The sequence below is a fragment of the Rhodococcus sp. NPDC060086 genome, from assembly GCF_042730275.1.
Taxonomy (GTDB): domain Bacteria; phylum Actinomycetota; class Actinomycetes; order Mycobacteriales; family Mycobacteriaceae; genus Rhodococcus.
This window is the reverse complement of sequence record NZ_JBHWWZ010000011.1, coordinates 35,222-57,100: the sequence shown is the minus strand read 5'-3', so window position 1 is coordinate 57,100 and position 21,879 is coordinate 35,222. Positions and strand designations below refer to the sequence as shown.

The window sequence follows — 21,879 nt, the reverse complement described above, 5'->3', positions numbered from 1 at the left end:
CTGGGCGGTGCAACCCGCGCCGACACTCAGCCGGCGGTCTCCCCCAGGCTCTCGATGATCACCTCGGCGACCTGCTTCATCGTGGTGCGCCGGTCCATCGCCGCGCGCTGGATCCAGCGGAAGGCCTCCGGTTCGGTCATCGCATGCTTGTCCATCAGCGCCCCCTTGGCCCGGTCGACGAGCTTGCGGGTCTCGAACCGCTCGGACAACCCCTGGACTTCGCGTTCGAGTTCGCGGACTTCGGCGAACCGACTCACCGCCACCTCGATGGTCGGGACCAGGTCGCTCTTCGAAAACGGCTTGACCAGGTACGCCATGGCTCCCGCGTCACGCGCCCGTTCGACGAGTTCACGCTGACTGAATGCTGTGAGAATGACCACAGGAGCGATGCGCTTCTGTGCGATTTCGGATGCAGCGTCGATTCCGTCGCGGCGCGGCATCTTCACATCCATGATCACGAGGTCGGGTTTCAGTTCCTCCGCGAGCTCCACGGCGCGTTGCCCGTCGCCCGCTTCGCCGACCACGTCGTATCCCTCTTCCCGCAGCATTTCGACCAGATCGAGCCTGATCAACGCCTCGTCTTCGGCGACGACGACTCTCTTCGTCGCGGCGTTGTCGTCCTGCGGCACGGCTGTCATGACGGGCCCTTCCCCTCTCGCTGCGGATGCCCCCGTGAGGGAATCGAACGTTAGAAGGGTACCGGTGTTCACGCCCCGTCCATCCATCCCTTACAGTGATCTCCGCACCACGCCCCCGTATCCCAATTGGCAGAGGAAACGGATTCAAAACCCGTCCAGTGTGAGTTCGAGTCTCACCGGGGGCACCACGGGACTCTTCTGAGTCGAAGCAGGTCTGGGACACGCCGTCGCGCCCGGTGCACGGTTCGGCCGGCGATACTGCAGCCACTCCATCACATCCCACCTTCGCCGGACAGGTCACACATAGAGGCACGACACGCCGGTCGGGAATGGTGACCGACTCGAACGCGCGAACTCCTGTCGGTGCCTGCCGCTAACCTGACTGCGGTATCGAACACAGATTCGGACATCGCCGACACGGAACGGACCACGCCATGGCGCATCCCGTCATCCCGCCCACGCATCGAAGCTGTTCAAACGCGGTTCGGTCGCATTCCGGCCGGTCCCGCGGCGACAACGCCCGGGTCCGCGCTGTATGCCGCTCTCAGAATCGTGCGGACAGTCTCGTCATCCCGTTCGGGCGCGACAGCGCGGGCGCAATCGTGTCCTGGGAAGTGACTGCCGGACGCAACCTGCTCGTGCATCAACGCGACACCGAGAATTTCCCCAATCTGCCCCTCACGCTCATGGCGACGGGCGTGCTGTCCAGGCGCACCCACGAGTTGTTCGTCGCCGATCCCCATCATCGCCATCACTGGCTCGCCGGGTCCCGGAACGCAACCGACTGGGGCGCATCCTGGGCGGACACCCCGGAGGGGATCGGTCGCATGCTCACAGAGTTGGACTCAGCAGCCGCCGGACCCAAGCGGCTGTTGCTGCTCGCGGGACTCTCGACGACGATCGCAAAGTTGGATCTCCCCGACCGCGAGCGCCTGACCGATCTGGTGACCACCGCACGAGACCGCAACCTCACCGTCGTCGCAACCAGCAGCGACCATGGGGCGCGGTGGTTCCCGGACGGCCTCATCGCCGCGTTCGACGATGTTCTCGTACGCGACAACGGCCACTCCACGGTGCATCGGAACCCACTCGGCCACGGAGGTTGACGCCCGTAGCCCGCCAGGGTGCGCGGCACCCGGTCTCACCACGTCCTGCCCACGCGCCCTGAATCTCGCAAGACTCGGATCACCGAGTCGAGAAAGGGTTGTCATGGGAAGAACGAAACCGAGAACCGGGCCGAGGTCGTCGGCATGTGGGTGACAGCGGATGGCTTCATTCGCCAGGAGTTGCGGTCCGATGGGCGCTACGACGAGGCCCGTGGAGCACGGCGGAGTGCGTACACCGGAAGTTACACGGTGACAGGGAGCCATCTCGAGTACGTCGACGACAGCGGTTTCACCGCAACCGGAGATCTTCGCGACGGCGTGCTCTTTCATGAGCATCTCGTCCTGTACCGAGAGGACGCACTGTCGTGATCGAACCCAAAACAGTCCTGATCACGGGAGCGAGCAGCGGGATCGGCGCCGCGACGGCACGTACCCTCGCAGACGAGGGCCACCAGGTGTTTCTCGGTGCGCGGCGTACCGAACACCTCGAGCACCTGGTGCAAGAGATCATCGCGGCCGGCGGCGTCGCAGCGTTTCGCAGATTGACTTCCTCCCCCGCGTGAACACGGAGGATTCCTACGCAGCCTCACCAGATGGTGCGGTCTGTTCAGCGGGTTCCTGCTTCACCGGGTCCGCGCATGCAAGCACACGTCTTACGCTCCCTCCACAAGCGTTTACCCTCTCCACCAGCCCGGCGGCGAGCAACACATTCACAGCGGCGTTGTAATCCCGATCCAGCACCAGCCCGCACGACGGGCACACCCACACCCGCACATCCAACGGCTTCTTCCCGTCCCGCACCCCGCAACCCGCGCATACCTGCGACGTCGGTTCCCACCGACTGATCGTGTGCACCACCGCGCCATACCGGGCGGCCTTCTCCTCGATCAACCGGGTCAGCGTCGACCAGCCGGCATCGTGCACCGACTTCGCCACCCTCGTGCGCGCCAAACCCACCACCGACAACCCCTCGAGGGCAACCGCTTGGTTCTCGCGGACCAACCTCAATGCCAGCTTGTGATGGTGATCCAGGCGCGTCTCGCGCACCTTCCGGTGCGCCGCCGCCACCCTCCGACGCGCCTTGTCCCGATTCTTCGACCCCTTCATGGTGCGTGAATACGCCCGCTGCGCACGGGCCACTCCTCGTTCCTTCGACCGCAACCAGCGAGGATTGTCGATCTTCTCGCGAGTACCGTCGTCATAGACGATCACCGCCAGATCCGTCAACCCCACATCCACACCGGCAGCCCGAGCCGGCAGGGTCGACACCACCACCGGCTCCGGCTCGTCGACCACGAACGACACATAGTGCCGGCCGTCCGCCTCCCGGATCACCGTCACACTCGACGGGTCCGCCGGCAACGGCCGCGACGACTCGTACCGCACACGCCCGATCTTCGGCAACCGCACCAGGCCGATACCACCGCCCGGCTCGAGAACCGAGAACCCGGCGTTACGGGTGAAACGAGCAGACTGGCGATGTGTCCGCCTCTTGAACCGCGGCGCACCGACCTTGCGGCCTTTACGTTTCCCGGTGCGGGAATCGAAGAAGTTGGCATACGCGCGATGCAGATCCGCCAACGACTGCTGCAACGGCACCGACGACACCACGGCCAACCACGCCCGTTCGGGAGTCGTTTTCGCGGCGGTCAGCGCCGCCGACAACTCGCTTTTGCCGGGCACAGGGTTTCCGGCTTTGCGGGCGGACTCGCGGGCGGCAAGCGCGTCGTTGAACACCACCCGGCAGCACCCGAACAGTCGCGACAGCGCCCTGTGCTGTTCCCCTGTGGGATAGGCGCGGTAGCGGTATCGCTTCAACACACCAGCACGATAGCATTTGGTGTCATGACTGATGTTGACCTTGTCCGACGTGGTAGACATGCTCTCTGGGATTGTCATGTGCATTTGGTGTTTGTCACAAAATTCCGCCGGGGTGCGTTCACCGGACCGATCTTGGTGGACTGCGAGAAGATCATGCGGAGCACCTTTCCCGGTACCTGTGGGGTGGGCATTTATGGTCCCGCTCGTATTACTGCGGGACTGCGGGCGGCGCGCCGTTGTCGGTGATTGCCGAGTACGTGACGTCTCAACGTCGCCCTGAGTGAAGGTGATTCACCTCCACCGTGAACGATGGAGCACTCTCACCGAGATCGGTAGAAGGACCTGCCCACCGGATCGGTGAACACCATCCGCACGAGATTGTCGGCACTGGTGAACGGCGAGAAGAGCGCCACGGCGAGCGGGTTGCGTGCAACGATGTCGAGCGTCCGATTCAGTACGAATGCCGGGGTGGAATCGAATGTATCCATCAACTGGAGGAGTGCGGAACCGACGGATTCGGGTGCACCTGACCCGTGGATGCTCGGCACCAGCCCAGCCAACCGGTGCAGGTGCATCTCCTTGATCTGCGTCGAGCCGCAACGCGCGAGAGAGGGCGTCGAGAACCTGCACGGAGGGGCTACGAACTGCTCGACATTCTGTGAGCAAATGTGAACAAACATGATCGAATGTGTTTCACAAGGCGTCTGAAGCCGGCCGAGTGGGCGCTCCCACAGGCTAAATGTCGGACCCCTCTGCGAGCATGATCATCGTGACGTACCACGGCCGCCTCGCCCGGCTCGGAGCCCTGCATCCGACGGTGGCCGCCCTATCTGCGCAGGACCGCCGGATCGTGGCGGGCGACCATGGCCAGCAACACGATCCGGTGCGGGACCTCCTCGAGGATCCGACCTCGAGGTGTCGCCGGTTCTACCGCCACAACCATGCGCGCACTTGTGCGATGCGGCCGGTCACCACCACGCAGGACATACCCGAGCTGGAGGTCGGGTGATGGCTCGGTTCGAGATCCCGGACGGATGGACCGCGCAGGCCTACACGTTCACGCTCGACCCGACCCCGGCGCAGGTGCGGGCGTTCCGCTCTCACGCGGGTGGGGCTCGTAAGGCGCACAACACGATGCTCGCTGCCGTGAAAGCGGTGATGAACCAGCGGCAGGCCGAACGCACCTACGGCATCGCCGACGACGAGTTGACACCCGCATTGGGATGGTCACTGCCCGCATTGCGCAAGCAGTGGAACGCCCGCAAGGACGTGGTGGCGCCGTGGTGGGCCGAGAACTCGAAGGAGGCCTACAACTCCGGGTTGGATGCGCTCGCTCGGGGATTGGACTCCTGGTCGAAATCCCGCAAAGGCAAGCGGGCGGGGAAAACCATCGGGTTCCCTCGCTTCAAGACCGCCCGGTCCCGCCGATCGGTGCGATTCACCACCGGCACCATCCGAGTCGAGACCGACCGGCATCATCTCACCCTCCCGAGGCTGGGGCGGCTCCACACCTGCGAATCCACCCGCAAACTCGCCCGCCGGATCGCGGCGGGCACCGCCCGGATTCTGTCTGCCACCCTGTCCGAGGATTCGGCCGGTCGGTGGCACGTCGCCTTTCAGGTCCTCGTGCACCGCGCGGTCGAGGAACCCGCTCATGTGGGACTCGGTGAACCGGTGGTCGGTGTCGACGTCGGCGTCAAAGCCGACTCTCTGATGGTCGTCGCCACACCGGACGGACGCGAACTCGACCGGGTCCCGGCACCGAAGTCCCTGACCGCAGCCCAGGACCGACTGCGGGCCTTGCAGCGCAGAGCCGCGCGGCAGCACGGCCCCTACGATCCGTCGACCAAGACGAAACGACGGCCGTCGAAGCGGTGGATCAGGCAGCAACGCCGGATCGGCCGCACCCACGCGCATGCGGCTGCGGTGCGCCGCGATGTGCTGCACAAGGCCACCACCGCATTGGCGCAGCGGCATCAGGTGATCACGGTGGAGACGTTGAACGCGAGTGGGATGCGTTCGGCGGGGGGTAGTCGGAAGAAGGGCCTGAACCTGGCGCTCGCGGACGCGGCGTTGGCCAAAATTCGGCGGATGCTGTCCTACAAGAGCTGTTGGTACGGCTCCACGCTGGTGGAGGCCGACCGGTACTACCCATCATCGAAGACGTGTTCGGGATGTGGCAGGCGAAAACCAAACCTGACCCTCGCGGACCGAACGTATGTGTGTGAGCACTGCGGATTGACGATCGATCGTGATCGTAATGCCGCGATCAACCTCGCCCGCCTCGGCGAGACCCAGCGCACGGGTGACACGGGGACCGGTACCGGGAGTAGCCCGGCCGCCACCGATTCGGGTGGAGACGGACGTGGAGCCACGCGGGAGTCCGCGACTACGGAAGTGGTCAACGCAGCAGGCGATGAAGCGTCAACCCGGCGCCAGCAGTCGCTGGGTGAGACCGGGACTGTCTCATCGGAAGGTGAGGCTGCCTGATGGGAAAGCAAACAAAGCGTGCTCACGTTTGCTCACCAGAAGGCAACGGTTTCGTTCTCGCCCCCGCTCCAATCGGGTGTAGTAGTCGGAACTGAGCCCCTCGGTGATCGCAACTTCCTCACGCCGAAGCCCCTGGACCCGCCGAGTGCCATAGCTGCGAAGTCCTACCTCCGCGGGAGATACCCGTGCACGACGTGACCGAAGGAAATCTCCGAGTTCGCTGGAAGGCATTCTCCGATGGTAGTTCCGAATCGGACGGCCGTGGGTGGGTGCACTGCACCTACCGAGCGACGAACCGAGGCGCCGGCAAGTCGAACACCGCCGGCCGCTGCGGTACCGCCGCATCACGGTTCCGGAAGGACGGCGTCTCGAGTGTCGTCGCGTACGACACCAGCCGTTCACCACAGCCCCGGAGTTCGTTCACTCACACGGAGTGAAATGCAAGGGATCGGACGCACGTCCCTTCACCACGGATCGTCGGGCACGTTCCTGCCCGTGAAAGGAAGTCCTCATGGCCACAGTCACATTCACAGGAGTGACCCGCCGCTACCCTGATTCCGACCGGGCAGCGGTAGACCGGCTCGACCTCGAGATCGCCGACGGCGAGTTCCTCGTGCTCGTCGGACCATCGGGCTGTGGAAAGACCACCACGCTGCGCATGCTCGCCGGTCTCGAAGAGATCGACGACGGCAGGTTGTTCATCGGCGACAGCGATGTCACAGATGTCGATTCGAAGGACCGCGACATCGCGATGGTCTTCCAGAACTACGCGTTGTACCCGCATATGACGGTTGCCGAGAACATGGGCTTCGCGTTGAAGATCGGTGGAGTGTCCAAAGAGGAGCGCACTCGGCGCATCGTCGAGGCGGCCAGGATGCTCGACCTCGAACCGTATCTCGATCGCAAGCCGAAGGCCCTATCGGGTGGGCAACGCCAGCGCGTTGCCATGGGCCGGGCCATCGTGCGCAGCCCGCAGGTGTTCCTGATGGACGAGCCGCTGTCCAACCTCGACGCGAAGTTGCGTGTGCAGACGCGTAACGAGATCGCGCGGCTCACCCGCACTCTCGGGGTGACCACGATGTATGTCACCCACGATCAGGTCGAGGCGATGACGATGGGAGATCGCGTCGCAGTTCTCGACGGAGGTGTCCTCCAGCAGATCGACACCCCGCGAAACCTCTACGCACGTCCCGCGAACCGATTCGTCGCCGGGTTCATCGGATCACCGGCGATGAGCCTGCTCGATGTCCCGGTCATCGACGGCGGAGTCGACTTTGCCGGCATCACTGTTCCCGTGGAGCGATCGATACTCGGTGCCGTGCAAGCTGATTCCGTGACGATCGGTGTCCGACCCGAGTCGCTGCGACTGACCGGCGACGGGGACGGCATCGACATGGTGGTGGACATGGTCGAGGAGCTCGGTGCCGATGCATACCTGTACGGGCACATGAGCATCGGAGAATCGCGCCATCCGGTCACCGTGCGCACTGATGGCGCGGCCCCTCCGCGTGCTGATTCGGTCGTACGTGTGCGCCCGGATGCGTCGGGTCTGCACGTGTTCGACCACAAGACCGGACTGCGCCTCAGCGCGTGATGCCCCAGGTCTTACATAGAGCGGGTGGGACCGGTAGCGACCGGTTCCACCCGCTCCGGGCAGGACACGACACGTTCGTCAGAGACCGCCGACGAGTTCCTTCAGGTGCGCGACACCGCGCCCTTCGAGGCTCGACCACACGGTATGCCCGGGACCGTCGGGCAGCGCCACCATATTGGGTACACCGATGGTGACGACACCGGCGGCGGTGGCCGATGCCAGCCCCGGCAGCGAATCTTCGATCGCCACGATCCGGTCGAGAGATAGATCCCCCCAGGTGGCACGGAGTTTCTCGACTGCGATCCGGTACGGCTCGGGATCGGGTTTGCCTCGGACGACCATGTCGCCGGTGACCAAGAACTCGAACGTTCCCACCGGCAGAAGGTCCACGATCTCCATCGCGAGCCGCTTCTCACTCATCGTCACCATCACACAGGGGATGCCGACGGCATGCACCTCGGCGAGAAGTTCTCGCGCTCCCGGCCGCCACGGCACCGCCTGCCGGATCTGTCCGATCACGGAATCGAGGAGGGTGTCGATGATCTCGCGGATCTCGAGGCCCACACCGGCATCACGCAACACTGCGGCCGACGCCGGAAGCGCATTACCGACGAGGGCCGACGCCTGCTCATCGCTCCACGCGACACCATACGCTGCACAGAGTTCCGTCTCGGCGCGAAACCAGTACGGTTCGGTGTCGACAAGTGTGCCATCCATATCCCACAAGACGGCGTGTACGCCGGAATCTACCTTGGTCACTATTTCTCCTCGTTGTCCTGATCTGCGGCATCGGTGCCGGATCCTGAATCTGTGCTGTGAAGGGCTGGGTCGACGACGGTGACAGCTACTCCGTGTGACCGCAACGTGCCGAGGAGGTCCGCGTCTGCACCTGCATCGGTGACAAGGTGGTCCACCGCGCCCCAATCCGCGACCTGATGCAGCGACGTGTCGCCGAGCTTGCCGGAATCGACGAGCAGCACCCGCCGCCGCGACGAACGCATCATCTCGGACTTCACCGCGACGATGGACTCCTCCTGGTGGTAGATGCCGTCGACGTCCGCAGTGGTGGTCGAGAAGAACGCGATATCGACACGTACTGCCCGAATCGCGCCGACTGCACCCACTCCGAGAAAAGACTCGTGCCCGACGTCGAAAGTCCCACCGATCGCAGCAACAGTGGGACCGCCCTCGTGCGCGATGCGGGTCAGCGTCGGTAGGTAGTTGGTCACGATGTACAGCTCTTCGACCCCGAGCAGGTGGTCGAGCATCATTGCGGCAGTGGTTGAATCGTCGAGGAGTATGGACTGCCCCGGTCCGACCATCCGCGCGGCGGCCGCGGCGATCGCCTTCTTCTGCGGTACGGCCACGAGACGCCGCAGGGGTGCGCTGATCTCGTATGTGCTGGTACGCGCAACGCTCACACCACCTCGGAACTTACGGACGACACCGCGCCGTTGCAGTTCGTCGAGGTCGCGGTGCACGGTCATGAGCGAGACTCCGAACCGTGTGGCGAGCGACTGCGCCGATTCTGTCTCATCGGCGAGCAGGCATTCGAGGATCGCGTCGAGGCGTTCCCGTCGGGAGTGACTGATGATCCGTTGCGACATGTTCGGTCGACCTTCCTCTGCACTCGTGACGTCGAGAGCTTTATATCACCTTGTTGTGATTAACGGGTCATGAACAGATGCCGAAGAATCACCGGATTTCACTCGAACCCTACCCGTACAGAGTTCGATCAGGAATGCTTCGAAACTCTGATTTCATTGTTCCACAATCACTTTCAATCGTCCTAACAAGACGGCATCCAACCCGACGAGGGCACCGAAGACGCGTTGACGGTTTCGTCACCGAGTGCCACCATGATCGCGGCCCCAGACTTGATAACACTCGATTGATATTTCGAAAGGAGGGTGGACGTGTCCATGACAGCCCAGCGCCCGGCGCGGACGACATCGACAGAGCCTCGTGAACTTCCTGTTGCGGAGCGGGCGCCACACCGCAATCGATCCCGTCGCCGCAGACGGGAGTATTTCCTGTTCGCCCTGTTCGCGTTTCCGAACCTGGCACTGATTGCCGTGTTCGCCTACTGGCCCGTCATCGGAAACGCCTACTTGAGCCTGACTCGGTGGGACATGATCGCGCCGAGTCCCACCTTCGTGGGGCTCGAGAACTACATTCACCTGCTCACCGACCCGTCGTTCCTGCGGGTCCTGCGCATCACGGTCATCTGGGTCGTCGTAATAGTGGGTGTGAGCCTGATCGGTGGGCTCGCTCTGGCACTGCTCTTCACCACCAAGGCGCGCGGGCGATCCGCGGCCTCAGCACTTGCCTTCTCGCCGCACATCCTCTCGGGTGCCGCGGTCGCCGCGGTGTGGCTGTTCCTCTTCGATCCCAACTACGGTCTCTCCCGCGCCCTGTTCTCCCTGTTCGGGCTCGACTCACCGCACTGGACGACCTCCAGCCAGTGGGCGCTGCCGGCACTGCTCATCGTCGCGATCTGGAAGGGTGTGGGCTTCGTCGCGATCGTGTATCTCTCTGCACTGCAGTCCCTTCCCGGTGACGTGCTGGAAGCCGCACGACTCGACGGCGCGAACCGGTGGCAGATCTTCCGGTACGTCAAATTGCCGCTGTTGTCGCCGACCACTCTGTTTTTGCTGGTCACCCAGGTGATCGGGGCGTTCCAATCGTTCGACCTCATTGCGATGATGACCGGCGGCGGCCCCGCCGGCGCGACCACCACGTTGAGTTGGTTCATCTACAACGAAGGGTTCCGCCAGTTCAAGGCCGGATCCGCCGCGGCAGGCGCGATGATCATGTTCGTTCTGCTGATGGTCGTCACGGTCGTCCAGATGCGGTTCGTCGAGAAGAAGGTTCATTACCGGTGACCACCACGATCGCACGCCAGTCGGAACAGTCACCGCCCATCACCCCGGTCGACGCCGCTGCAGGACGCCCCCGCAGGTTCCGGATTCGCAGTCTCGGTGGCACCCTCGGCCTGATTGCTGTCGGCCTGGTATTCCTCGTTCCCTTCTACTGGATGCTGTCCTCGGCGTTCAAACCCGAGGCCGAGATCTACCAGTGGCCGCTGCAGTGGATTCCCTCGACGATCACGTTCGATCACTTCGCACGTGCATGGGAGGCAGTGCCGTTCGGGCAGTTCTTCGTCAACTCCGTGATCGTCACGGCTGCCGGGTCGACACTCAAGGTCCTGCTTGCCGTCTTCAGTGCCTACGCCTTCGCGTTCCTACGGTTTCCGGGCAAGAAGTTCGTGTTCTTCGCGGTGCTCGGCGCGCTCATGGTGCCCGGTCACGTGACGCTACTGATCAACTACATCACGATCGGCAACCTCGGGCTGCTCAACACCTATGCCGGCATCTTCCTGCCCGGCCTGGCCAGTGCATTCGGGACCTTTCTTCTCCGGCAGCACTTCCTGTCGCTCCCCAAGGAAGTCCTCGAGGCCGCCGAACTCGACGGCTGCGGTCACCTGCGCCGGCTCATTCATTTCGTGCTGCCGATGTCGAAACCTGCGGTGGTGACGGTCGCATTGATTGCGGTGATCGACGAATGGAACGACTTCATCTGGCCACTGCTGGTGACCAACACCCTTCAGGCCCGCACCCTCCCGATCGGTCTCATGTTCCTCAAGGAGACCGAGGGCGTCGACCAGTGGGGCCCGATCATGGCGGGCACGAGCCTGGTGATTCTGCCGATGTTGCTGCTCTTTTTGCTCGCCCAGCGCTACATCGTCGACGGTCTCGCCGGTGCGGCAGTCCGCCGCTGACGTCCTTTCGATTTCCCACGCTTCCATCACATTTCGAAACCCAGGAGAAATCCCATGTCGCTGTTCACCCGAGGACGTGCGCTGAGTGCATCGCAGCTCAGCCGTCGCCGCTTCCTGACCATTGCCGGCGGCGCAGCCGCGTCGATCCCGATACTCTCCGCCTGTGGTGCGCCCGGGGGCGGCTCGGCGTCGGGAGGCTTCGCCCAGCCCGACGTCGCTCCCCCGTCCCAGTTCGCGGGACGACAGAATGTCGTGTTCTGGAGTGGATGGTCGGGCACCAACGGTGAAGTTCTCGCGAATCTCATCAACAAGTTCAACGAGTCGCAGCAGGACATCTACGTCGAGGTCCAGGTGTTCCAGGGCTACGACGGCCTGACCGAGAAGTTGTCCGCCGGTCTACAGGCCCGGCAGGTTCCCGAGCTCGCCATCTTCTCCGATGTGTCGTGGAACAAGTTCTTCCTGTCGGGTCATATGGAACCGCTCAGCAGCTATTTCAGCGACACGTGGAACGCCGACACCTACCACGACCGGCTCTATGCCGAAGGCGTCGTGCGCGACGAACCGTATTGGCTGCCGTTCGGCCGGTCGACACCGTTGTTCTACTACAACAAGGAGGTCTTCGCGCAGGCCGGTCTGCCCGACCGCGCCCCCGAGACGTGGGACGAGTTCCGGGACTGGGGCAACCGGATCACCGGCCGCGACTACCGCGGCAACAAGCTGATGATGCGCGCCTACACCGGATCCGACGACTGGTATTTCCAGGGTCTGCTGTGGAACTACGGCGGAGCGCTGTCCGAGGGCTTGGACGTGACGGTCGACTCCGCCGAGGCGATCGCGGCGGCCGAATTCGACCGCGCCTGCGTCAACGACGACAAGATCGGCTACCTGGCCCAGGAGATGAACACCGACTTCACCAACGGACTCGTCGCGACGATCACCAACTCCACGGGATCGCTCACCGGTCTGACCAAGGGCGCAGAGGCCGCGGGCTTCGAACTGGGCGCCGGCTTCCTCCCGGTCGGAGCCGACACCGGGGTCCCTACCGGTGGCGCCGGACTGGGCATTCTCAAGAACGCGGACCCCGAGCGCAAGGCCGCGGCAGCGAAGGTCATCGAGTTCCTTTCCGGTGACGAGCAAGCCGCCGAGTGGGCTGTCGGTACCGGCTACCTGCCCGCGACGAAGGGCGCCACCCAGTCGCCGATCGTCACCTCGCGCATCGCCGAGGATCCCAACTACGGACTCGCGGTGGAGCAGCTCGACCGGGCCCGCCAGCCCGATCCTGCCCGCCTGTATGTGGGCTCGACCATCCTCGAGATGCGCACCGTCATCCAGAAGCTCTACACCGAGAACGCCGACCCCGCGGCCGCACTCGGCGCCGCCGCCGCGGTCATGCGCCGCGACATCGAAGACATCCGTCCGCAGTACGAGGAGCTCGTTGCATGATGACCACCGATACGACACACGATACGACAAAGAGGAACGGCCGCCGCGACACGTATGCCGTCGTTGGACACCGCGGCGCACGGGATATCTCGCCGGAGAACACGCTCGAATCGTTCCGGCTCGCCGAGGAGATCGGCGTCCACGAACTCGAATTCGACATCCGTCTGTCCGCCGACGGTGTCGCGATCGTGTTGCACGACGCGACCCTCGACCGCACCGCCGCTGACGAGGACGGTCGTGGGCTCGGCCCGATTGCAGAGCTGACATACGAGCAGATCAAGGCGGTCGACGTCGGCGAAGGCCGCTACGTGCCGACCCTCGCGGAAGTGATCGCCACGACCACCGTGCCACTGCAGGTCGAGATCAAGGCCGTGGAAGCGTGTGACGAGATCGCCCGGGTCGTGGCCGAGTTGCACCCTGCCGACGCCGAGCGCATCCGGTTCACGAGCTTCCAGCCTGAGGCACTGCGACGCATGCACGCACTCGCACCGGAGATCAGCCGAGGACTGATCACGCACGGCTACCCGGACGCAGAGCGTCACCCGGACGCGATCGAGACGGTGCTCGCCGAGGTCGAGGCCACGGCGTTCTACTGCGGTTGGGAGGGTCTGACCGACGAACTCGTCGCGCGGATCCACATCGCCGGCTACGAGATGGCGGCCTGGCCGGTCCGCAGCCTCGACGAGGTGCGCCGCGGACTCGAACTCGGCTTCAACGGCGGTACTGTCGACGATCCCCGCGCGGGTGTCGAGTGGCTCGCGCAGGCCCGAGAGCAGTCGTCGAGCTGACGCACACGGGCAGGCCGCTCAAGACAGGAAAGGAGCGGCCTGCCCGGCCAGATCGAGCAACGGCTGCGGCAGAATGCCGAGCGCCAGCGTGATCACGGCGGTCACCGCGATGGTGACTGTGGTGAGCACGCTCGGCATCACGATCGCGGGCGCATCGGCCGGAGGGTCGTGGAAGAACATGAGCACGATCACCCGCACGTAGAAGTAGGCGGCGATCGCGCTCGCGACCACACCGACGATCACCAGCGGCACCGCACCGCCCGAGATCGCAGCGCTGAACACGCTCAGCTTTGCGATGAAACCGCCAGTGAGTGGGATCCCTGCCATCGACAACAGGAACAGGGCGAACACGCCGCCGAGCATCGGTGAACGACGGCCGGCCCCCTCCCAGCGGGACAGATCCCACGCTTCACCGTCCGGGTCGCGGACCAGGGTGACCACGGCGAACACTCCGACCGTGCCGATCCCGTAGACGAACAGATAGAACAGCGTCGACGAGATTCCCTGCTCGTTGGCGGCAACGACACCGGTGAGCACGAATCCGGTGTGGCTGATCGCCGAATACGCCAGCATCCGTTTGACGTCGGTCTGCGTCACCGCGAGCACGGCCCCGACCAGCATGGTGGCGATGGCGACGGCCCACAGGATCGGGCGCCACTCGGCACTCAGGCCCGGTACCGCGACGTAGAGCACGCGGAGCAGCGCTCCGAACGCCGCGATCTTCGTGGCGGCCGCCATGAACGCGGTCACCGCGGTGGGTGCGCCTTGATAGACGTCGGGTGTCCACGAATGGAACGGCACCGCACCGATTTTGAACAGCAGGCCTACCGACAGCAGACCGACGCCGATGAGAGCCGTGGTGTCGCTGCCGGTACCCGATGCCACTGTGTCGGCGATACCCGCGAGGGTGATGGTTCCCGAGTACCCGTACAACAACGCAACACCGTAGAGGAAGAATGCCGAAGAGAATGCGCCGAGCAGGAAGTACTTGAGCGCCGCCTCCTGCGACAGCAGCCGCCGCCGACGCGACAACCCACAGAGCAGATACAGCGGCAGCGACAGCACTTCGAGCGAGATGAACATCGTGAGGAGGTCGTCCGACGCGGGGAAGAGCATCATGCCGCCGACCGCGAACAGCATCAGCGGAAACACCTCGGTGCGGGCGATCCCCGCCTGGGCAGCTTCCCGTTCGGCGGCGCTGCCGGGTACCGACGCGGCCTGCGGAGTGAACGCGTCCGTTCGAGTCCGTGTCGATCGAGCGCCGACGGAAGCTATTGCGGCATCCACCGTCGCCCGCGCGCCCTCGACACCCCGTTCGGCGACGAGCGCAACCGCGAGAATCGACACGATCAGGATCGCACCCTGCAGGAACAGGGCCGGGCCGTCGACAACGACTGCACCGGCAACCGTGGTGGTCTCGGTTCCGGCGAGCAGCACCACCGCGACGAGTGCCGCGATCAGGCCACCGAAAGCCAGCACCAGGTGGCTCGCGTAGCGTCCGCGGGTCGGTGCGAATGCTTCGACGATCACCCCCGCAACAGCCACACCGAACACGATGAGCATCGGACTGAGCACGCCGTAATCGATGGCGGGAGCCGGCAACGATTGGGCGAGAACCACTGTGCTGTCGACGCTGTCGAAAGACCTCACCGGTGTGCACCTCCTCCGGAGCCGATACCGGCTTCCCTTTCTGCCACGGGCCGCTCGGGTGGCACGAGCGGTTCGGGATCCTGTTCGCCGACGATGACGAGGGTGTGGTCGACCGCGGGGGTGATCACGTCGAGCACCGGTCTCGGGTAGACACCGAGGACGATCAACAATGCGATGAGCGGCGCGACCACGAGGATTTCGCGGGGCACCAGATCGGTGATCGACGTTCCGTGCCCGTCGCCCGGGTCGTCGGCCGATGAGCCGCCGTGCACCGGCCCACCCATCATGCGCTGGTACAGCCAGAGCACGTACATCGCAGACAGGACCAGCGCGATGGTCGCGATGATCGCCGCGACCTGATATCGCGGATAGGTGCCGACGAAGACGAGGAATTCGCTGACGAACGGCGCGAGACCCGGCAATGACAGGGTGGCAAGCCCCGCCACGAGGAACGTGCCCGCGAGGATCGGTGCGATCTTCTGGACACCGCCGTACGCCGCGATTGCGCGGGAACCGCGCCGCGACACCAGGAACCCTGCGATCAGGAACAACGCCGCGGTGGAGATGCCGTGGTTGACCATGTACAGCGTCGACCCCGCCTGGCCCTGACTGGTCATCGCGAAGATACCGAGAATGATGAACCCGAAGTGCGAGATGGAGGTGTACGCGATCAGTCGCATGACGTCGGTCTGCCCGATCGCGAGCATCGCGCCGTAGACGATGCCGATCACCGAGAGGGTCACGATGAACGGCGCGAAAAACGTCGAGGCATCGGGAAACAGCTGCAGGCAGTACCGCAGCATGCCGAACGTACCGACCTTGTCGACCACCGCCATCATGAGCACCGCGGACACCGGTGTGGTCTGCACCGCCGCGTCGGGAAGCCAGCCGTGCAGCGGCCACAGTGGGGCCTTGACGGCGAACGCGAACATGAATCCGAGGAACAGCGCGTTCAGTACCGCAGGAGTCGCGCCGAGTTCACCCGTTGACGCGGCTTCGACGATGCGCCGGAAGTCGAAGGTGCCGACCGTGCCCGACTCCCCCAGCCCGGCCTGCGCGGTGACCACATACAGGCCGATGACGGCCGCCAGCATGATCAGGCCACCGAACAGGTTGTAGATCAAGAACTTCACCGCGGCTCGGGAACGCTGGGTCCGCTCGCTTCCGCGACCACCGAACCCGCCGATGAGGAAGTACATCGGAATGAGCATCGCTTCGAAGAAAACGTAGAACAGCAGGATGTCGAGCGAGACGAAGGAGATGAGCACCATCGCCTCGACGAGCAGAATCAGCGCCGTGTAGGTGTGGGCGGCGCGGGGCCTGGATGCGGGCGCGGCCTCCGCGATAGCGTGCCGGTCGTCGTGCCATCCGGCGATGAGAAGCAGCGGCACGAGCCCCGTGGTCAGCAGCACGAGCACCAGCGCGATGCCGTCGATGCCGAGCGTGTAGCCGGCGCCGAACGCGGGAATCCACGTGTGCGATTCGACGAACTGGAACTGCTCGCCACCGGGTTCGAAGATCGCCGCGAGCACCACGGCGACCGCGAGGGTCAGCACCCCGGCGACGACGGCAACGCTCTTGGCGAGGGTCCGCATCCGCGCGGGCAACGCGAGGACGAGGACGGCACCGACGACCGGGAGCACCCACAGGATCGTCAACCACGGAAATTCGTTCATGCTCGGTTCACCCCCTCACAACCGCACCAGCATCAGCGCTGCGACCACGACGGCCGCACCGGCGAACATGTACAGCGCATACGACCGGACGAAGCCGGTCTGCAGGCGACGGAGCGAACTCGACAGCCCAGCGATCGCGCCCGAGGTACCGGAGACGACGCCGTTCACACCGGTGTTCTCGACTGCCACCAGAGTGCGCACCATTGCCTGGCCGGGGCGCATGAAGGCCGCTTCGTCGAATGCGTCGCCGTAGAGGTCCTTGCGTGCGGCGACGGTCAGCGCCGACACGTCATCGGGCGCGGTCTCGGGGATCTGGCGCCTCGCGTACTCGCGGTAGGCGAGCGCGACACCGACGAGGACCACCGCGAGGGTCATGAGCGTGACCAGCCACACCGGAAGGCCACCTTCGTGATGCTCGGACCCGACAACCGGTTCGAGCCAATTCTGCAGCGACCCACCGAGAACGAGGAGCCCACCGGCAGCGACGGAACCCATGGCGAGCAGGATCATCGGCCACACCATGATGCCCGGGGATTCGTGCGGATCGGCATCGCCGCGCCACCGACGCTCCCCGAAGAACGTCATGATCATCACGCGGCTCATGTAGAACGCGGTCAGGCCCGCGCCGACCAGTGTGGCGACACCGAGGATCACACCCTTGGCACCGGGCTCGGCGAACGCCACCTCGATGATCTTGTCCTTCGAGAAGAAGCCGGCGAACGGTGGGATTCCGATGATCGCCAGGTATCCGAGACCGAACGTGATGAAGGTGAGGGGCATGAGTGTGCGCAGCCCGCCGTAGCGTCGCATGTCGGTCTCGTCGTTCATTCCGTGCATCACCGACCCGGCACCGAGGAACAGCCCGGCCTTGAAGAATCCGTGGGTGAGCAGGTGCAAAATGGCGAAGGCGTATCCGGCCGGGCCGAGTCCCGCCGCAAGCACCATGTAGCCGATCTGGCTCATCGTCGACGCGGCGAGCGCCTTCTTGATGTCGTCCTTCGCGCAGCCGATGATCGCACCGAACAGCAGGGTCGCGGTGCCGACGATGACGACCGCGAGCTGCGCAACGGGCGCCGCGTCGAAGATCGCGTGGGCGCGGGTGATGAGGTATACCCCCGCGGTGACCATCGTCGCGGCGTGGATGAGCGCGGAGACCGGAGTGGGGCCCTCCATCGCGTCGCCGAGCCACGACTGCAGTGGCAGCTGCGCGGATTTCGCGCATGCGGCGAGGAGCAACGCCAGACCCAGTGCGGTGAGTGTTCCTTCGCTCGCGGCGGGTACTGCGGCGAACACCCCGTCGTACGAGAGGGTGCCGAAGGTCGCGAACATGACCATGAGGGCGACGAGCAGGCCCATGTCGCCGACCCGGTTGACGACGAACGCCTTCTTCGCGGCGGTCGCGGCAGTGGGTTTGTGCTGCCAGAACCCGATGAGCAGGTACGACGCCAAGCCGACGCCCTCCCAGCCGAGATACAGGCCGAGGAAGTTGTCGGCGAGCACGAGAAGCAACATCGCTGCGAGGAACAGGTTCAGATAGGCGAAGAAGCGGCGTCGAGCATCGTCGTGCGCCATGTAGCCGATCGAGTAGAGGTGGATCAGCGACCCGACACCCGTGATCAGCAGGACGAAGCACATGGACAGCTGGTCGAGTTGCAGTCCGAAGTCGACCCGCAGACTGTCGACGGGCACCCAGACGAACAGGGAATTCTGCACTGTTCGTTCGGCGGCGGCGGCACCGAGCATGTCGGCGAATGCAACCAGTCCGAGTACGAAGGAGGTGATCGCCGTGGCGCATCCGAGCAGATGTCCCCACGTGTCGCTGCGGCGCCCGGCCAGCAGCAGCACGACGGCTCCGGCGAGCGGCAGCGCCGGAATCAGCCAGATGATCGTGGCGATCGACGAGCTCATGACGCACGTCCTCTCGTCGCTTCGTGGGCAGTCACACTCACCGTCCTGACGGTCAGTATTTGAGTAGATTGGCGTTGTCGACGGACGCCGAACGGCGGGACCGGAAGATCGTGACGATGATCGCGAGTCCTACCACCACTTCCGCGGCGGCAACGACCATCGTGAAGAACGCGAACACCTGGCCGTGCAGGTTGCCGTGCATCCGAGCGAAGGTGACGAACGCCAGGTTGGCCGCGTTGAGCATCAGTTCGATACTCATGAACACGACGATCGCGTTGCGCCGCAGCAATACTCCGGACGCACCGATCGTGAAGAGCAGCGCCGACAGATACAGGTAGTTCTCCGGGTTCACGCCCCATCCCCCTCCTCTGCGGTCTTCTGCGCTGGGTCGTCCGCCTTCCGGCTCTCCGTCTCCACCGGACCGGGAACACCTAGATCGGATGGCTGCCAGTTGCGGCCGATCCGCTGCAGCAGTGGGCCGACGGACTCGTCGGAGAAGGACCCGTCGGGCAACAGCGCGGGGGCATCGGCCGCATTGTGCCGGGCGTACACGCCAGGCGACGGCAACGGTGTGACGCGACCGCCCTCTCGGAACCGGCGTTCCGCGCGTTCCCGTTGCGTTTCCCGAGGCCGTACACGTTCGCGGTGCGCGAGCACCATCGCACCGACCGTCGCGGTGATCAGTAGCGCGCCGGTGAGTTCGAAGGCCCACACGTAGTCGAGGAAGAGCAGTTCGGCGAGTGCTTCGACGTTGCCCGCCGCGTTGGCGTCGTCGAGACCGACGAACGTCGTGGTCGCGGCGTTGCCGAGGCCGCCGATGAGCAGGAGCCCGAATCCGACCCCCACCACGATGGCGAGTACACGTTGCGCCCGAAGGGTTTCGACGAGCGAGTCGGACGAGTCGATACCCACCAGCATGAGCACGAACAGGAAGAGCATCATGACCGCGCCGGTGTAGACGACCACCTGGACGACGCCGAGGAACAACGCGCCCTGCGCGATGTAGAAGAGGGCGAGCACGATCATCGTCATGGCGAGGAAGATCGCAGAGTAGACGGCTCTTGCGGCGCCGACGACGCCGAGCGCCCCGATCACCGCGACCGTGCCGAGAATCCAGAACTGGACCGCTTCACCGGTCGAGGTGGCCTCGGCCGCGAGGACGGCGGCGCTCACGACGACTGCTCCTCGTCATCGTCGGTTTCGCCTCCGGACGCACCGGGGTCCGGTACGGTGCCGCGGTAGTAATCGTCATCGGTGGCTCCCGGCGCCATCGGGTGCGGTGGTGCCTGCATTCCGGGTTCGAGGGGCGCCAGCAACCGGTCCTTGGTGTAGATGAGGTCGGTGCGGTTGTCGTCGACCATCTCGTAGTCGTTGGTCATGGTCAGTGCACGGGTGGGACACGCTTCGATGCACAATCCGCAACCGATACAGCGGAGGTAGTTGATCTGGTAGTCGAGCCCGTATCGTTCGCCCGGCGAGTAGCGTTCGGTCTCGGTGTTGTCGGCGCCCTCGACGAAAATCGCGTCGGCTGGACACGCCCATGCGCACAACTCACAGCCGATGCACTTCTCCAGCCCGTCGGCGTAGCGGTTCAGTTGGTGCCTCCCGTGGAAGCGGGGCGCGGTGGGTGTCTTGACCTCGGGATAGAACTCGGTGTTGGGCTTTTTGAACATCGTCGACAGGGTCACACCGAAACCCGCCAGCGGGCCCAGAAATTCAGACATCGCTCGACTCCTTGGGTGTGGATGGTGCAGCGGGGACGGGGATCGGCGGCACCGGGAACCCTCCGGCCATCGGGTCGAATCCGGACCCGGCCGGCGGGACGGTCATGGACCGGCTTCTGTCGCGGCGGCGGGAACTGACCGTCACGCAGGCGAACAGCACTGCGGTGAGAAGCACACCTGCGACGACGAGGGTTGCCGATTCCGGTACGACGTCGTCGGCGGCGAGTTGCCGCACGACGGCGACGACCATCACCCAGATCACGGCGACGGGAATGAGCAGTTTCCATCCGAGAGCCATGAATTGGTCGTATCGCAGGCGTGGGAGGGTACTGCGCAGCCACACGAAGACGAACAGCACACCCCACACCTTGAGGACGAACCACAGCACGGGCCACCAGCCGGAATTCGCCCAGCCGCCCATGTTGAACGGCCACGGTGCGTGCCAGCCGCCCAGGAACATCGTGGTCGCCAGCGCCGAGACGGTGATCATGTTCACGTACTCCGCAAGCATGAACATCGCGAAGCGCAGCGAGGAGTACTCGGTGTGGAAACCGCCCACGAGTTCACCTTCTGCCTCGGGGAGGTCGAACGGTGCGCGGTTGGTTTCGCCGACCATCGACACCGAATAGATCAGGAACGACGGGAACAGCAGCACGACGTACCACAGGCCCTCCTGCGCGGCGACGATGCCCGAGGTCGACATCGTGCCCGCAAGCAGGAACACCGCAGCGAAGGTCAGGCCCATCGCGATCTCGTAGCTGATCACCTGCGCCGTCGAGCGCAGGCCGCCGAGGAGCGGGTAGGTGGATCCGGAGGCCCAGCCCGCGAGGACGATGCCGTAGACCCCGACCGAGGTGACCGCGAGGATGTAGAGGACGGCCACCGGAAGATCGGTCAGTTGCAGCGGCGTGGACTGCCCGAACACCGAGACGACGGGTCCGAACGGGATCACCGCGAAGGCCATGAAAGCGGGTGCGGTCGCGATCACCGGTGCAAGCAGGTAGATCGGCTTGTCGGCCCCGGTGGGGATGATGCCTTCCTTGAGGCCCAGTTTGATGCCGTCCGCCACGGTTTGGAGCAGGCCTTTGGGGCCGACCCGATCGGGACCGACGCGCATCTGCATCCACGCCATGACCTTGCGTTCGGCGAGGATCAGAACGAGGGTCGTCAGGACGAGGAACGCGAAGATCACAAGCGCCTTGGCGATCACCAGCCACCACGGGTCGGTACCGAACATCGACAGGTCGACCGATCCTGACC

22 protein-coding genes, 1 tRNA gene and 1 pseudogene are annotated in these 21,879 nt (G+C 64.8%); 12 read left to right on the top strand and 12 right to left on the bottom strand.

What is annotated here, in order from left to right; all coding sequences use genetic code 11:
- Positions 1–26 precede the first annotated feature (26 nt).
- Positions 27–638, bottom strand: a complete 612-nt coding sequence (locus ACFWB0_RS09520) for an ANTAR domain-containing response regulator (RefSeq protein WP_378490194.1) — start codon at positions 636–638, stop codon at positions 27–29.
- 111 nt (positions 639–749) lie between these two features.
- Between ACFWB0_RS09520 and ACFWB0_RS09515 the strand changes: the two genes are divergently transcribed.
- The 4 genes and pseudogenes from ACFWB0_RS09515 to ACFWB0_RS09500 form a co-directional block, all read left to right on the top strand.
- Positions 750–826: transfer RNA gene (locus ACFWB0_RS09515), tRNA-Leu, on the top strand.
- A gap of 414 nt (positions 827–1,240) precedes the next feature.
- Positions 1,241–1,744 (top strand): hypothetical protein, encoded by a 504-nt coding sequence (locus ACFWB0_RS09510; RefSeq protein ID WP_378490193.1) that lies wholly within the window; start codon positions 1,241–1,243, stop codon positions 1,742–1,744.
- A gap of 144 nt (positions 1,745–1,888) precedes the next feature.
- On the top strand, positions 1,889–2,113 hold the full coding sequence (locus tag ACFWB0_RS09505; RefSeq protein WP_378490192.1) for an Atu4866 domain-containing protein: 225 nt from the start codon (positions 1,889–1,891) through the stop codon (positions 2,111–2,113).
- Positions 2,110–2,274, top strand: a pseudogene (locus ACFWB0_RS09500) (SDR family NAD(P)-dependent oxidoreductase); the annotation flags it as partial. The gene ACFWB0_RS09505 and the pseudogene ACFWB0_RS09500, both read left to right, overlap by 4 nt.
- Positions 2,275–2,320: 46 nt before the next feature.
- Here ACFWB0_RS09500 and ACFWB0_RS09495 read toward each other — a convergent pair.
- Positions 2,321–3,625, bottom strand: a complete 1,305-nt coding sequence (locus ACFWB0_RS09495; protein ID WP_378490191.1) for an RNA-guided endonuclease InsQ/TnpB family protein — start codon at positions 3,623–3,625, stop codon at positions 2,321–2,323.
- Between the two features lie 11 nt (positions 3,626–3,636).
- Between ACFWB0_RS09495 and ACFWB0_RS09490 the strand changes: the two genes are divergently transcribed.
- A complete protein-coding gene (locus tag ACFWB0_RS09490; RefSeq protein ID WP_378490190.1) occupies positions 3,637–3,849 on the top strand; it encodes a transposase in 213 nt (70 codons plus the stop codon).
- A gap of 36 nt (positions 3,850–3,885) precedes the next feature.
- Here the strand turns inward: ACFWB0_RS09490 and ACFWB0_RS09485 are convergent, their stop codons facing one another.
- Positions 3,886–4,053: a hypothetical protein gene (locus ACFWB0_RS09485; protein ID WP_378490189.1), complete on the bottom strand. Its 168-nt coding sequence runs from the start codon at positions 4,051–4,053 to the stop codon at positions 3,886–3,888.
- A gap of 272 nt (positions 4,054–4,325) precedes the next feature.
- Here ACFWB0_RS09485 and ACFWB0_RS09480 point away from each other — a divergent pair, with 272 nt between their 5' ends.
- The 3 genes from ACFWB0_RS09480 (at position 4,326) to ACFWB0_RS09470 (ending at position 7,649) form a co-directional block, all read left to right on the top strand.
- Positions 4,326–4,574 carry a hypothetical protein gene (locus tag ACFWB0_RS09480; RefSeq protein ID WP_378490188.1) on the top strand — a complete coding sequence of 83 codons (249 nt, stop codon included), beginning with the start codon at positions 4,326–4,328 and terminating at the stop codon, positions 4,572–4,574.
- Positions 4,574–6,055, top strand: coding sequence for an IS607 family element RNA-guided endonuclease TnpB (gene tnpB / locus ACFWB0_RS09475; protein ID WP_378490187.1), 1,482 nt, complete (start codon positions 4,574–4,576; stop codon positions 6,053–6,055). Before ACFWB0_RS09480 ends, tnpB begins: the two co-directional genes overlap by 1 nt.
- A 511-nt stretch (positions 6,056–6,566) precedes the next feature.
- Entirely contained in the window at positions 6,567–7,649 is a 1,083-nt protein-coding gene (locus tag ACFWB0_RS09470) for an ABC transporter ATP-binding protein (protein ID WP_378490186.1), read from the top strand.
- A gap of 78 nt (positions 7,650–7,727) precedes the next feature.
- Here the strand turns inward: ACFWB0_RS09470 and ACFWB0_RS09465 are convergent, their stop codons facing one another.
- Both ACFWB0_RS09465 and ACFWB0_RS09460 read right to left on the bottom strand, forming a co-directional pair.
- Positions 7,728–8,408 (bottom strand): HAD family hydrolase, encoded by a 681-nt coding sequence (locus tag ACFWB0_RS09465; protein ID WP_378490185.1) that lies wholly within the window; start codon positions 8,406–8,408, stop codon positions 7,728–7,730.
- Complete coding sequence (locus tag ACFWB0_RS09460; RefSeq protein ID WP_378490184.1) at positions 8,408–9,256, bottom strand: DeoR/GlpR family DNA-binding transcription regulator; 849 nt, start codon at positions 9,254–9,256, stop codon at positions 8,408–8,410. The genes ACFWB0_RS09465 and ACFWB0_RS09460 overlap by 1 nt, the downstream gene beginning before the upstream one ends.
- A gap of 315 nt (positions 9,257–9,571) precedes the next feature.
- Between ACFWB0_RS09460 and ACFWB0_RS09455 the strand changes: the two genes are divergently transcribed.
- The 4 genes from ACFWB0_RS09455 to ACFWB0_RS09440 are packed head-to-tail and all read left to right on the top strand — an operon-like array spanning position 9,572 to position 13,661.
- Entirely contained in the window at positions 9,572–10,534 is a 963-nt protein-coding gene (locus ACFWB0_RS09455) for a carbohydrate ABC transporter permease (protein WP_378490240.1), read from the top strand.
- A complete protein-coding gene (locus tag ACFWB0_RS09450; protein WP_378490183.1) occupies positions 10,531–11,430 on the top strand; it encodes a carbohydrate ABC transporter permease in 900 nt (299 codons plus the stop codon). Before ACFWB0_RS09455 ends, ACFWB0_RS09450 begins: the two co-directional genes overlap by 4 nt.
- 54 nt (positions 11,431–11,484) lie before the next feature.
- Positions 11,485–12,873: an ABC transporter substrate-binding protein gene (locus ACFWB0_RS09445; protein WP_378490182.1), complete on the top strand. Its 1,389-nt coding sequence runs from the start codon at positions 11,485–11,487 to the stop codon at positions 12,871–12,873.
- The gene (locus tag ACFWB0_RS09440) at positions 12,870–13,661 is read left to right on the top strand and encodes a glycerophosphodiester phosphodiesterase (RefSeq protein WP_378490181.1); all 792 of its coding nucleotides are present in this window, start codon (positions 12,870–12,872) and stop codon (positions 13,659–13,661) included. Before ACFWB0_RS09445 ends, ACFWB0_RS09440 begins: the two co-directional genes overlap by 4 nt.
- 18 nt (positions 13,662–13,679) lie before the next feature.
- Here the strand turns inward: ACFWB0_RS09440 and nuoN are convergent, their stop codons facing one another.
- From nuoN to nuoH, 7 genes are read right to left on the bottom strand one after another with little or no spacing between them, the layout of a single operon-like run.
- Entirely contained in the window at positions 13,680–15,311 is a 1,632-nt protein-coding gene (gene nuoN / locus ACFWB0_RS09435; protein WP_378490180.1) for an NADH-quinone oxidoreductase subunit NuoN, read from the bottom strand.
- Positions 15,308–16,987, bottom strand: coding sequence for an NADH-quinone oxidoreductase subunit M (locus tag ACFWB0_RS09430; protein WP_378490179.1), 1,680 nt, complete (start codon positions 16,985–16,987; stop codon positions 15,308–15,310). Before ACFWB0_RS09430 ends, nuoN begins: the two co-directional genes overlap by 4 nt.
- 15 nt (positions 16,988–17,002) lie before the next feature.
- Positions 17,003–18,895: an NADH-quinone oxidoreductase subunit L gene (nuoL, locus tag ACFWB0_RS09425; RefSeq protein WP_378490178.1), complete on the bottom strand. Its 1,893-nt coding sequence runs from the start codon at positions 18,893–18,895 to the stop codon at positions 17,003–17,005.
- A 52-nt stretch (positions 18,896–18,947) separates the two neighbouring features.
- Entirely contained in the window at positions 18,948–19,247 is a 300-nt protein-coding gene (gene nuoK / locus ACFWB0_RS09420; protein ID WP_054719375.1) for an NADH-quinone oxidoreductase subunit NuoK, read from the bottom strand.
- Entirely contained in the window at positions 19,244–20,068 is an 825-nt protein-coding gene (locus ACFWB0_RS09415) for an NADH-quinone oxidoreductase subunit J (protein ID WP_378490177.1), read from the bottom strand. The genes nuoK and ACFWB0_RS09415 overlap by 4 nt, the downstream gene beginning before the upstream one ends.
- A complete protein-coding gene (nuoI, locus tag ACFWB0_RS09410; RefSeq protein WP_378490176.1) occupies positions 20,065–20,619 on the bottom strand; it encodes an NADH-quinone oxidoreductase subunit NuoI in 555 nt (184 codons plus the stop codon). Before nuoI ends, ACFWB0_RS09415 begins: the two co-directional genes overlap by 4 nt.
- Positions 20,612–21,856 carry an NADH-quinone oxidoreductase subunit NuoH gene (gene nuoH / locus ACFWB0_RS09405; protein WP_378490239.1) on the bottom strand — a complete coding sequence of 415 codons (1,245 nt, stop codon included), beginning with the start codon at positions 21,854–21,856 and terminating at the stop codon, positions 20,612–20,614. The genes nuoI and nuoH overlap by 8 nt, the downstream gene beginning before the upstream one ends.
- Positions 21,857–21,879 lie beyond the last annotated feature (23 nt).